Source organism: Tabrizicola soli, from assembly GCF_015999335.1.
Classification (GTDB): domain Bacteria; phylum Pseudomonadota; class Alphaproteobacteria; order Rhodobacterales; family Rhodobacteraceae; genus Tabrizicola; species Tabrizicola soli.
Window position 1 is genome coordinate 54349 of record NZ_JAEACP010000025.1, and the last position, 12212, is coordinate 66560.

At 67.0% G+C, this 12212-nt stretch carries 12 protein-coding genes; 8 read left to right on the top strand and 4 right to left on the bottom strand.

Annotated features, from left to right (window positions below):
- The first annotated feature begins 18 nt into the window (after nucleotides 1–18).
- Nucleotides 19–1281, top strand: coding sequence for an MFS transporter (locus I7S92_RS19925; protein WP_197647264.1), 1263 nt, complete (start codon nucleotides 19–21; stop codon nucleotides 1279–1281).
- Here the strand turns inward: I7S92_RS19925 and I7S92_RS19930 are convergent.
- Nucleotides 1256–2920: an acyl-CoA dehydrogenase family protein gene (locus I7S92_RS19930; protein ID WP_197647265.1), complete on the bottom strand. Its 1665-nt coding sequence runs from the start codon at nucleotides 2918–2920 to the stop codon at nucleotides 1256–1258. The two genes, I7S92_RS19925 and I7S92_RS19930, sit on opposite strands and share 26 nt — an antisense overlap.
- A gap of 290 nt (nucleotides 2921–3210) precedes the next feature.
- On the bottom strand, nucleotides 3211–4821 hold the full coding sequence (locus I7S92_RS19935) for a phosphoenolpyruvate carboxykinase (RefSeq protein ID WP_197647266.1): 1611 nt from the start codon (nucleotides 4819–4821) through the stop codon (nucleotides 3211–3213).
- 348 nt (nucleotides 4822–5169) lie between these two features.
- Between I7S92_RS19935 and I7S92_RS19940 the strand changes: the two genes are divergently transcribed.
- The 7 genes from I7S92_RS19940 to I7S92_RS19970 are packed head-to-tail and all read left to right on the top strand — an operon-like array spanning nucleotide 5170 to nucleotide 10517.
- On the top strand, nucleotides 5170–5871 hold the full coding sequence (locus tag I7S92_RS19940) for a response regulator transcription factor (protein WP_197647267.1): 702 nt from the start codon (nucleotides 5170–5172) through the stop codon (nucleotides 5869–5871).
- Between the two features lie 14 nt (nucleotides 5872–5885).
- Nucleotides 5886–7583: a sensor histidine kinase gene (locus tag I7S92_RS19945; protein WP_197647268.1), complete on the top strand. Its 1698-nt coding sequence runs from the start codon at nucleotides 5886–5888 to the stop codon at nucleotides 7581–7583.
- On the top strand, nucleotides 7580–7996 hold the full coding sequence (locus I7S92_RS19950; RefSeq protein WP_197647269.1) for an HPr kinase/phosphorylase: 417 nt from the start codon (nucleotides 7580–7582) through the stop codon (nucleotides 7994–7996). Before I7S92_RS19945 ends, I7S92_RS19950 begins: the two co-directional genes overlap by 4 nt.
- Nucleotides 7997–8015: 19 nt before the next feature.
- The gene (gene rapZ / locus I7S92_RS19955) at nucleotides 8016–8924 is read left to right on the top strand and encodes an RNase adapter RapZ (RefSeq protein WP_386003576.1); all 909 of its coding nucleotides are present in this window, start codon (nucleotides 8016–8018) and stop codon (nucleotides 8922–8924) included.
- Nucleotides 8921–9316: a PTS sugar transporter subunit IIA gene (locus I7S92_RS19960; RefSeq protein ID WP_197647271.1), complete on the top strand. Its 396-nt coding sequence runs from the start codon at nucleotides 8921–8923 to the stop codon at nucleotides 9314–9316. The genes rapZ and I7S92_RS19960 overlap by 4 nt, the downstream gene beginning before the upstream one ends.
- 1 nt (nucleotide 9317) lies before the next feature.
- Nucleotides 9318–9584, top strand: a complete 267-nt coding sequence (locus I7S92_RS19965; RefSeq protein ID WP_197647272.1) for an HPr family phosphocarrier protein — start codon at nucleotides 9318–9320, stop codon at nucleotides 9582–9584.
- Between the two features lie 48 nt (nucleotides 9585–9632).
- Entirely contained in the window at nucleotides 9633–10517 is an 885-nt protein-coding gene (locus tag I7S92_RS19970; protein ID WP_287863216.1) for a lysophospholipid acyltransferase family protein, read from the top strand.
- A 38-nt stretch (nucleotides 10518–10555) separates the two neighbouring features.
- On the opposite strand, the gene I7S92_RS19975 is transcribed toward I7S92_RS19970, so the two are convergent.
- On the bottom strand, nucleotides 10556–11431 hold the full coding sequence (locus I7S92_RS19975; protein ID WP_197647274.1) for a 3-hydroxybutyryl-CoA dehydrogenase: 876 nt from the start codon (nucleotides 11429–11431) through the stop codon (nucleotides 10556–10558).
- A 256-nt stretch (nucleotides 11432–11687) separates the two neighbouring features.
- On the bottom strand, nucleotides 11688–12212 hold a 525-nt coding region (locus tag I7S92_RS19980; RefSeq protein WP_197647275.1), incomplete at its 5' end, for an electron transfer flavoprotein subunit alpha/FixB family protein.

The window sequence follows — 12212 nt, forward strand, 5'->3', positions numbered from 1 at the left end:
CGCCGTCGAACTCGCCGCATGGCCAACCGTTACCTGCCCCTGGCGCTGAAGCATTCCCCCACCCCCCGGATCGAGCATTTCGCGCTTCTGGCCGGGCTGGACGCGACGATCCGCGGGACGCTGGTCTCGACCATGCCGCTGGTGGTCTACGACGCGCTGGGAGATGCGCAATCGACCTCGGTCGCGTTCTTCATCGCGGGGATCGTGGCGCTGGTCTGGGGGCTGATGGTGCCCTGGGCCACCCGCAGGATCCCGCGGCGCTGGGCCTATAGCGCGGGCGTGGCGCTGTATCTTGTCGGCAACGGGCTTGGCGCGATCGGGACGGTCTGGTCGGTGCCGCTGGCGCTGATCTGCAACGCCATGGCGACGGTGACGATCTTCGTCTGCCTGAACGCCTATGTCCTGGATTATGTCGACCGCGCGAACCTGGGCCGGAGCCAGTCGGTGCAGATGGCCTATGCGGCGGGGGCCTGGACGATCGGGCCGATGGCGGGGGTCTGGCTGTACCACCAGTGGCATGCGCTGCCCTTCCTCGTGGCCGGGGGCTTCTCGCTGCTGCAGATGACCTGTTTCTGGATCCTGCGGCTGGGCAATGGCAAGCAGATCGCCCGCGCCAAGCGGCCGACGGTCAATCCGCTGGGCTATCTGGGGCGCTTCTTCAGCCAGCCGCGCCTGATCGCGGGCTGGACCTTCGCGGTGATGCGCAGCTGCGGCTGGTGGGTCTATGTCGTCTACCTGCCGATCTTCTGCATCGAGGCCGGTCTGGGCGACAAGGTGGGCGGCATCGCGCTGTCGGTGTCCAACGCGCTGCTCTTCGCCGCGCCCGCGCTGAACCGGCTGGCGCGGAGGCTTTCGGTCCGCCGCTCGGTCCGGCTGGCCTTCGGGCTCTGCGGGCTGCTGTTCCTGGCGGCCGGCCTGGTCTCGGCATTGCCCTGGGCCACGGTGGCGCTGGTCATGCTGGCCTCGGGCTTCCTGGTGATGCTGGATGCGGTGGGCGGGCTGCCCTTCCTGATGTCGGTCAAGCCCTCCGAGCGGACCGAGATGTCGGCGGTCTATTCCAGCTTCCGCGATGTCTCGGGCATCCTGACGCCGGGGGCCGCCTGGCTGGTGCTGTGGGTGGCGCCGCTGCCGGGGATCTTCGTTGCGGCGGCGGTGGGGCTGCTGTCCTCCTGGGCAATTGCGGGGCGGTTGCATCCCCGGCTGGGCGTAGCGCGCCCATCGCGCGGCGGGGAGCAGGTCTCCGCCCCGGGGGCCGTCACTCCAGCAGGCGCCGGGCGATGACCTGGGCCTGGATCTCGGCCGCGCCCTCGAAGATGTTCAGGATGCGGGCGTCGCAGAGGATGCGGCTGATCCGGTATTCCAGCGCGAAGCCGTTGCCGCCGTGGATCTGCAGCGCATTGTCGGCCGCCGCCCAGGCGACGCGGGCGCCGAGGAGCTTGGCCATCCCGGCCTCGAGGTCGCAGCGCTTGTCGTGGTCCTTCTGCCAGGCGGAGAAATAGGTGAGCTGGCGGGCGACCATGATCTCGACCGCCATCATCGCCAGCTTGCCCGAGACGCGCGGGAATTCGATCAGCGACTTGCCGAACTGCTTGCGGTCCTCGGCATATTGCATGCCGGTTTCCAGCGCCGACTGCGCCACGCCGATCGCGCGGGCGGCGGTCTGGATGCGGGCGCTCTCGAAGGTCTGCATCAGCTGCTTGAAGCCCTGGCCCTCGATGCCGCCCAGGATGTTCTCGCCCTTCACGCGGAAATCGTCGAAGTTGACGGTGTATTCCTTCATCCCGCGGTAGCCCAGGACCTCGATCTCGCCGCCGGAGAGGCCGGGATCGACGAAGGGCGTCTCATCCGTGCCGGGGGTCTTCTCGGCCAGGAACATCGAAAGGCCGCGATAGTCGGAGGTGCCCTCGACGCTTCGGGCGAGCACCGTCATCACATGCGTCCGCGCGGCATGGGTGATCCAGGTCTTGTTGCCGGTGATCACCCAGTCCTCGCCGTCCTTTCGCGCCCGGGTGCGCAGAGAGCCCAGGTCCGAGCCGGTGTTGGGCTCGGTGAAGACGGCGGTGGGCAGGATCGCGCCCGAGGCGAGGCCGGGCAGCCATTTCGCCTTCTGCTCGTCGGTGCCGCCACAGAGGATCAACTCGGCCGCGATCTCGCTGCGGGTGCCGAGGGAGCCGACCCCGATATAGCCGCGGCTGAGTTCCTCGGAGACGACGACCATGCTGGCCTTGGAGAGACCGAAGCCGCCGTGGGACTCGGGGATGGTCAGGCCGAACACGCCCATCTCGGCCAGTTCGGTGATCACCTCCATCGGGATCAGCTCGTCCTTGAGGTGCCAGTCATGCGCGCGGGGGATGACCTTCTCGTCGGCATAGCGGCGGAACTGGTCGCGGATCATTTCCAGCTCTTCGTCGAGGCCCGTGCCGCCGAAGGTCGCGCGGCCGTGGTTGTCGCGCATGAGCGTCACGAGGGCGGCCCGCGCCGCGGGCGTGCTGCCGGAAGCCATCAGCCGGGCCGCAGCCTCGCCGGGGGTCCAGACAAGGCCCAGGTCGGAGAGGCGGGCAAGCTCGCCCTGGCTCATCGGGATGCCGCCGGCGATCTGACTGAGGTATTCGCCGAAGCCGATCTGCAGGATCAGCGCCTCCATCCCGCCGAACCGGCCAGCCTCGTCCAGCCGGCCGGCCCAGGCCGACAACTGCCGCAGCGATTCGACATAGGTCGCCAGCCAGGCCAGCGCATGGGCCTGGAACTGCCGTTCCTCCAGCGCCGTGGCCGAGACCTTGCCGCCGACCGTGACCCCGGCCTTCAGCCCGTCGCGGGCCTGGGTGAACAGGGTCTCGACCTCGGGCAGGGCGGCGCTTGCCAGGGCGCGGAGATCGGAGAGGATCGGGGTCTGGGTCATGGCCTGTCCATCATGCGGCATCGGAAAGCTCCACGGATTCTGCGCTTGCGAAGAGGTAGGGCCTTTGCGGCGGCAGCGCAACAAGATTTCGCGGATGCGGCGTGACGCGAATGAATGTGTCGCGATGGAAGTCGGGCCTTTCGCCGGATCCCGGACCCATGGGGGCGAATCCCCGGTCGCCGGCCTCTCGGTCGCGCCAGGCGTATCGGCGCTGGATGCGCTGATCAGGGCAGGGGAATGCTCGTCGATGCACTTCGTGCACTCCTCGCCGGCGTCAGGCCGACGAGGAGACGCAGTCGAACGAGGAGGGGTCAGCCGATGGCGGCGGCTTTCACATCGGCGTCGATGAAGGGCACATACTGGGCGAAGTTCTTCTGGAACATGCCGATCAGCTTTGCCGCCTGCGCGTCATAGGCCGCCGGATCGGCCCAGGTCGAGCGCGGGTCGAGAAGCGCGGAATCGACGCCCGGCACCGCGACCGGGACCTCGAAGCCGAAGTTCTTGTCCTTGCGGAAGGTGACCGTGTTCAGCGAGCCGTCCAGCGCCGCCGAGAGGAGCGCCCGCGTCGCCTTGATCGGCATCCGCTTGCCGGTGCCATAGGCCCCGCCGGTCCAGCCGGTGTTGACCAGCCAGCAGGTCGCGCCGTGCTGCAGGATCTTCTCCTGCAGGAGCTTGCCATAGACCTCGGGCCGGCGCGGCATGAAGGGGGCGCCGAAGCAGGTGGAGAAGGTGGGCTGCGGCTCGGTGATCCCGCGCTCGGTCCCGGCGGCCTTGGAGGTGAAGCCGGAAAGGAAGTGGTACATCGCCTGCGCCGGCGACAGCCGGGCGATCGGAGGCAGGACGCCGAAGGCATCGCAGGTCAGCATCACCACGTGGCGGGGATGGCCGCCGAGGCCGGTGGCGCTGGCGTTCGAGATGGCGTCCAGAGGATAGGCGCAGCGGGTGTTCTCGGTCAGGCTGCGGTCGGAGAAGTCGAGGACCAGGGTCTCGGGGTCGTAGACCATGTTCTCCACCACGGTGCCGAAGCGGTGCGTGGTGGCATAGATCTCGGGCTCGGCCTCGGCCGACAGGTCGATGGTCTTGGCGTAGCAGCCGCCCTCGAAGTTGAAGACGCCGTCGTCGGACCAGCCGTGTTCGTCATCGCCGATCAGCGTGCGGTCGGGCGACGCAGAGAGCGTGGTCTTGCCGGTGCCGGAGAGCCCGAAGAACACCGCCGAATCCTCGGGCTGGCCGATGGCGTGGTTGGCGCTGCAATGCATGGCCATCACGTTCTTGCCGGGCAGGATGTAGTTCAGGATGGTGAAGACCGATTTCTTGTTCTCGCCGGCATAGGCGGTGTTGCCGATCAGAATGGTCTTTTCGTCGAAGTTCAGCGCGATCACCGTGTCGGTGCGGCAGCCGTGCCGGGCCGGGTCGGCTTTGAACGAGGGGACGTTGATGATCGTCCATTCCGGGGTGAACCCGTCCAGTTCCTCGCGCGAGGGGCGGCGCAGCAGGTGGCGGATGAAGAGGCCGTGCCAGGCCAGTTCCGTCACCACGCGCACGTCCAGCCGGTGCGCGGGATCGGCCCCGGCGTAGAGGTCCTGCACGAAGAGCTCGCGTCCCTTCACATGCTCCAGCATGTCGGCCTTCAGGGTGGCGAAGGCCTCGGGCGTCATCGGCGCGTTGTTTTCCCACCAAATCGTGTTTTCGGTGCTGGGGGTGCGGACCACGAACTTGTCCTTGGGCGAGCGTCCGGTGAACTGCCCCGTCGAGCAGAGGAAGGCGCCGCCCAGGCCCAGGCGACCTTCGCCCCGTGCGACCGCCGCCTCGACCAGCGCCGCCTCGACATAGTTGTAGTGGGCGACCGCCACACCCTTGATGCCTTGGTGCGAGAGAGTCTGGTCGGGATTCACGCGTCCGACGGTGGTTTCCTGGGTCATCCTGCTAGCTCCGAGGGGCCGCGGCGTAATTGCGGCGGCGGTTCGTTCAACGGCATCCGGGCCTGGGGGATGCCTCGGACAAGCCATGGTGGGGCCTGTCCGTAACGGCGCTATACCATGATGGTTCCTTTGTAGAACAGCACGTTTTCAACGCGTTAGCGCAATCATTCCGGGGTTAGCGCCACCAACCCGGAAAGCTTTCCGGCGGCGCGGGGGATGGCGGCGAATTTGTCACCCTTGCGCGGTCTTGTGCGCGGCTGATTCGCTTTCCTGTTGATTATCCGACCCGCCGCCCCAACAATCCGACGAAAATACATAAGGCAGCAGCAGTTACCGGGAGGTTCGAAGATGTCGCGCATCGCCCTCGTGGACGACGACAGGAACATTCTCACGTCGGTCGCCATGACCCTTGAGGCCGAAGGCTTCGAGGTCGAGACCTATAACGACGGCCAGTCGGCACTGGAGGCATTCAACCGCCGCATGCCGGACATGGCGGTTCTGGATATCAAGATGCCCCGGATGGACGGCATGGACCTGCTGCAGCGGATGCGGCAGAAGACCTCGATCCCGGTGATCTTCCTGACGTCGAAAGACGACGAGATCGACGAGGTCCTGGGCCTGCGGATGGGCGCGGACGACTACGTCAAGAAGCCCTTCAGCCAGCGCCTGCTGGTGGAACGGATCCGCGCGCTTCTGCGCCGGCAAGAGGCGATCAGCACCGGCGAGGCGGCGGCCACCGAGGAAACCCGGATGATGGAGCGCGGGGCGCTGCGGATGGATCCCTTGCGCCATTCGGTGACCTGGAAGGGGCGCGAGGTGTCGCTGACCGTGACCGAGTTCCTGCTGTTGCAGGCGCTGGCGCAGCGGCCGGGCTTCGTGAAAAGCCGCGACCAGCTGATGGACGTGGCCTATGACGATCAGGTCTATGTCGACGACCGCACCATCGACAGCCATATCAAGCGCCTGCGCAAGAAGATGCGCTCGGTGGACGACACCTTCACCGCGATCGAGACGCTTTACGGCATCGGCTACCGCTACAACGAAGAGTGACGCGGACAGCGCCCATGACCTCGGCCCAAAGGATCGCCAGTACTGAGGTTTACCGACCGAAACGCTCGGGCGATGTACTCTTGGGCGAGGACTGGGTCTCGCCCGACGCCACGGTCGAGAGGCTGAAGGAAGGGCGCAACGGGCGCAGCATCGTGGCGCTGAACCGCTCGCCGCTGGCGCGCAAGATCGTTGTCTTCAACCTGATGGCGCTGGTCATGCTGGTGATCGGCGTCCTGTTCATGAACCCGTTCCGCGACAGCCTGGCCTTGCAGCGCCAGCAGGGCATGACCCGCCAGGCCGAGCTGATCGCCAAGGTCTACGAGAGCCAGCTGCGCCCCGGCAGCACCGGCTTCGACTTCCGGATGGCTCTGGAGGAGATCAAGGTCGACCCGGTGGTCGAGATCTTTGTCTTCGATCCGACCGGGCGGCTTCTGGCCTCGAAGGTGGGGCAGGGAACCGAGACGCTGGTCGTCGATCCGGCAAAGCCCACGATCCTGACCGATTTCCTGGAGGGCGTCTGGAACGCCGTCACCCTGGTCCTGCGTCAGGGCAGCAGCATCCGCACCGAGACCATCGATGCGGTGCACAAGGCCGAAGGTGCGGTCAGGGGCGCGCTGAAAGGCGACAGCGTCAGCCACATCACCCGCGACAGCGAGGGCAGCCTGTTCTTCTCGGTCGCGACGCCGATCCGGGTGGGCGGCGATGTGGTGGGGGCGGTGGCGCTGACCTCGAACTCGGTCGAGATCGACCGGCTGGTGCGCTATGAGCGCGAGCAGATCCTGCAGGTGTTCCTGATCGCGCTCGTGGTCTCGATCGGGCTGAGCCTGATGCTGGCTTCGACCATCTCGAACCCGCTTTCCGACCTTGCCGCGGCGGCCGAACTGGGGCGCGACCGCGACACCCGCCGGGTGGCGCCGTCCCGGGTGCGGATCCCCGACCTTGCGGCGCGGCCGGACGAGATCGGGCGGCTTTCGGTCGCCATGCGGGGCATGGTCTCGGCGCTGTATGACCGGATCGACGCCAACGAGCAGTTCGCGGCCGACGTGGCGCATGAGATCAAGAACCCGCTGGCCAGCCTGCGCTCGGCCGTGGGTTCGCTGCGCTTTGTCAGGAAAGAGGAGCAGCGGGAAAAGCTCCTGGACGTGATCGAGCATGACGTCCGCCGCCTGGACCGGCTGGTCAGCGACATCTCCAACGCCTCGCGGCTGGACAGCGAGCTGGTGAAGGAGGAGGAGGAGGAGTTCAACCTGCTGAAAACCCTCTCGAACCTTTGCCAGTATCTAAGCCAGCAGGCGGGCGAGAAGGGGGTGGATTTCATCATCGACCTGCCCGCCGACCCGATTGCGATCCACGGGCTCGAGGCGCGGCTGGCGCAGGTCTTCGTGAATCTCGTCACCAACGCCATTTCCTTCTGCGACGACGGCGACGCTGTCCGCGTCTGGGCGCGACGGCGCGAGAACCGGGTGCTGGTCGTGGTCGAGGATACCGGCCCCGGCATCCCGGAACAGGCCCTGACCAAAGTGTTCAAGCGGTTCTACTCGGAACGCCCGCAGGCCGAGTTCGGCAAACATTCGGGTCTTGGCCTTGCGATCTCGAAACAGATCGTCGAGGCGCATGGCGGGGTGATCTGGGCCGAGAACATCCGCCCCACCGCCGCCGATCCGGCCTCGGAGCCGCTGGGCGCGCGGTTTGTCGTCGGCCTGCCGGTGTGAGCGAGGTCCTCCATGCCAGCTGTGTCGCGCTGGACGGGCGCGGACTGCTGATCCTGGGGCCTTCCGGCTCGGGCAAGTCGGCGCTGGCGCTGCGGCTGATGGCGCTTGGCGCAAGGCTGGTGGCCGATGACCGGACCGAGGTCGCGGTGGAGGCGGGCCGCCTGGTCGCCCGTTGCCCGGCTCCCCTCAAGGGCCTGATCGAGGCGCGGGGGGTGGGCCTTCTGCGTGCGCCGCCGCTGGACGAGGCCGGGATCGTGCTGGTCGCGGACCTGGGCCAGGTCGAGGAGCACCGCCTGCCGCCCCGGCGCAGCATCACAATCCTGGGATGCGAGGCCGAGCTTGTGCTGCAGGTGCCGAATGACCATTTCACCGCTGCCCTGATGCTTTATCTTCAGCAGGGACGGCAGGCCTGACCCTGCAACGGACCGAAGGATGATGCCCGAACCCGATCACCGTCTGATCCTCGTCACCGGACCCTCTGGCGCCGGGCGGACGACGGCCATCCGCGTGCTCGAGGATCTTGGCTATGAAGGGATCGACAATATCCCGCTGTCGCTGGTCCCGCGGCTGATCGAAGGCTCGCCGCTGGGCCGGCCGATCTCGCTGGGCCTCGACGTGCGCAACCGCGACTTCAACGCCACCGCCCTGATCGAGCTGATCGACCGCCTGACCCGCAATCCCCGCGTCGCGCTGGAGATCCTGTATCTGGACTGTGCGCCGGGGGTCCTGATCCAGCGCTTCTCGGAAACCCGCCGCCGCCATCCGCTTGCCCCGTCCGACACCCCGGCGCAGGGGGTGGAGCGCGAGCTCGACCTGCTTGCCCCGATCCGCGCCCGTGCCGATCACCTGATCGACACGACCGACCTGACCCAGCACGACCTGAAGGCCGATCTTGCCGCCCTGTTCGACATCATGCCGTCGGGGCGGCTGTCGGTCTCGGTCCAGTCCTTCAGCTACAAGCGCGGGATCCCGCGCGGCGTGGACATGATCTTCGACTGCCGCTTCCTGGCGAATCCGCACTGGGTGACCGAGCTGAGCCCGCTGGACGGGCGCGATCCGCAGGTGGCCGCCTATGTCCGCAGCGACCCGCGCTTTGCCGAGTTCTTCCAGCGGTTGCGGGACCTGCTGCTGTTTCTGCTTCCGGCGCATCTCGATGAGGGCAAGGCGCATCTGACCATCGGTTTCGGCTGTACCGGAGGGCAACACCGTTCGGTCGCCGTCACCGAAATGATGGCCAATGCGCTTGCAGAAAAGGGCTGGGCGGTGTCAAAACGTCACCGGGAACTGGAACGCAGGGGCGCAGTCGCGCAGTCCGAGGCAATGAGGGTGGCAGGCGCGTGATCGGTATCGTGATCGTGGCACATGGCGGTCTGGCGCGGGAATATCTCTCGGCGGTCGAGCATGTGGTCGGCAAGCAGGACGGCGTCCGCGCGATCGCGATCGAGGATGACCACGACCGCGTGGCCAAACAGGCCGAGATCTGCGACGCCGCCAATGCCGTCGATACCGGGCAGGGCGTGGTGCTGGTCACCGACATGTTCGGCGGCTCGCCTTCCAACCTGTCGCTGCCGGCCTGCGCCACCACGGGCCGCCGCATCCTTTACGGCGCGAACCTGCCGATGCTGATCAAGCTGGCCAAGTCGCGCGACATGCCCGTTCCCGAAGCGGTGGCGGCCGCTCTGGACGCGGGCCGCAAATACATCAACGCACTCGATCTTGGCGGTGGGGCCTGACATGATGCGCACTTTCCGTATCGTGAACGAAAAAGGCCTGCATGCCCGGGCCAGCGCGAAATTCGTCGAAGTGGTCGAATCCCACGATGCCCAGGCCTCGGTCGCCCGCGACGGGATGGAGGTCTCGGGCGATTCGATCATGGGCCTGCTGATGCTGGGCGCCTCACGCGGGACGACGATCGACGTCACGACCTCGGGCGCCGAGGCGGTGAAACTCGCCGATGCGCTGGAGGCCCTTGTTGCGGCCCGGTTCGGAGAGGACTATTGAGCGATGATGCCGCGACTCTGTCGCGGCGCCTCCGGGGATAGCCGTTTCGTGACCGACCATAGCCAGATTGCCACCGACTCGCCGCGATCTGCGGTGGATCGGGCCGACCGCCCGTATGACATGCGGCGGCTCAGCTATGCCGGCACGTTCAAGAATCCGTTCAAGGCCGGGACGATCCGCGCGATCGAATGGGCGACGGCCAAGGTCCAGCTTCTGCGGCTGATCCGCAGCTTCGAGAAATCCGGCGCCCCCTTCGGCGCGCCCTTCTGGCCCAAGGCGATCCGCCACATGGGCATCCGCATCGAGACCCCGCCCGAGGAGATCGCCCGCATCCCGGCGACCGGGCCGCTGGTCGTGGTCTCGAACCACCCCTCGGGCCTGGTGGACGGCATGGTGCTGGCCGAGATGGTCACGCGCGTCCGGTCGGATTTCAAGATCCTGACCCGCTCGCTCCTGACCGGGATCCCGGAAGTCGAGGAGTTCATGATCCCCGTGCCCTTCCCGCACGAGGACAACGCCCGCGAGCTTGGCCTGCAGATGCGGGAGGAAACCCTGGCCCATCTGAAGGCCGGGGGGGTGATCATCCTGTTCCCGGCCGGCAAGGTCGCGATGAGCCCCGGCTGGTGGGGCCCGGCGGTCGAGGGCGAGTGGAACGTCTTCACCCACAAGATCGTGCGGTCCACCGGGGCAACGATCCTGCCGGTCTATTTCCCCGGCCAGAACTCCCGCGCCTTCCAGATCGCCAACCAGCTGAGCGACACGCTGCGGCAGGGGCTGCTGCTTTATGAAATCAAGCGCTGCCTCTTCAAGCCGACGCGCCCGGTGATCGGCGCGCCGATCCCGGCATCGGAACTGAAGAACTGGGAGGGCAACCCGAGGGGCTTCCTGGCCTGGCTGCGCGAGCATACGCTGGCTTTGGCGGAGAAAGCCTGAAAATTTTCGCCGAAAATTTTCAGGCCCGCTGTGCCGGCCTACCGCGTCGGCACCGGCACCTCGCCCCGGTAATCGTAGAACCCGCGCTGGGTCTTGCGGCCCAGCCAGCCGGCCTCGACGTACTTGGTCAGCAAGGGGCAGGGCCGGTACTTGGTGTCCGCCAGCCCCTCGTGCAGCACGTTCATGATGGCGAGGCAGGTGTCCAGCCCGATGAAATCCGCCAGTTCCAAGGGCCCCATCGGGTGGTTCGCGCCCAGCTTCAGCGACTCGTCGATCGACTTCACCGAGCCCACGCCCTCATACAGCGTATAGACCGCCTCGTTGATCATCGGCATCAGGATGCGGTTCACGATGAAGGCCGGGAAATCCTCGGCGCTGGCGGCAGTCTTGCCCAAGCGGTTCACCACTTCGTGCAGGGTGTCCCAGGTCTCCTGGTCCGTCGCGATTCCCCGGATCAGCTCCACGAGCTGCATCACCGGGACCGGGTTCATGAAGTGGAAGCCCATGAACTTCTCCGGCCGGTCGGTGCGGCTGGCCAGCCGCGTGATCGAGATCGACGAGGTGTTCGAGGTCAGGATCGTCGTCGGCTTCAGATGCGGCAGCAGATCCTCGAAGATCGCCTGCTTCACCGTTTCGCGCTCGGTCGCGGCCTCGATGATCAGGTCGCACTGGCCCAGGTCGGAGAGCTTCAGCGTGGTGCGGATCCGCTCCAGCGCCGCGCGCTTGTCCGCGGGCAGGACCTTGCCGCGCGCGACCTGGCGCTCGATGTTCCGGTCGATCGTGGCCAGGGCCTTCGCCAGGCCCTCCTCCGAGATGTCGTTCAGCAGCACCTCATAGCCCGCCAGCGCGAAAACATGGGCGATCCCGTTCCCCATCTGCCCGGCGCCCACAACGCCCACCAGCCTGATCTCCATCGCCTCACCTCCGCTGCTGCCCCGGTTATGCCCGGCCGATGCGTCCCGCGCAAGGACGGGGAAACTGCCAGAGCTTTAGCCAATCGCCCGAATTCAGCCATTCGGCTAACCACCCTCTGCCTGCCCTTGCCATGAGAGGGCAGCAACCGGGTGACGGGAGGATGCCGGGTGTGATGGAAATGGCAACGGGGGCCGCCTGACGCGACCCCCGTATCCTTGTTTCGGGCGTAGGGTGTGTGACTCACCCACCTACGGGTCAGAGTTTTTCGATCATTTCCGGCACTGCGGTGAAGAGGTCGGCGACGAGGCCGTAGTCTGCGACCTGGAAGATCGGGGCCTCTTCGTCCTTGTTGATGGCGACGATGACCTTGGAGTCCTTCATCCCGGCGAGATGCTGGATCGCGCCCGAGATGCCGACGGCGACGTAAAGCTCGGGCGCCACGACCTTGCCGGTCTGGCCGACCTGCCAGTCGTTCGGCGCGTAGCCCGAGTCCACCGCCGCGCGGGACGCACCCACGGCGGCGTTCAGCTTGTCGGCCAGCTTCTCGATCAGCGCGAAGTCGGCCTGCGAGCCGACCCCACGGCCGCCCGAGACCACGATCCCGGCCGAGGTCAGCTCGGGCCGGTCGGAGGAGGCGACCCTGTCCTCGACCCAGGAGGACAGGCTGCCGTCGACGGAGGCCGAGACCGTCTCGACCGGGGCCGAGCCGCCCTTGCCGGCGGCGTCGAAGGTCGCGGTGCGGATCGTCAGCACCTTCTTCGCGTCCGAGGTCTTCACCGT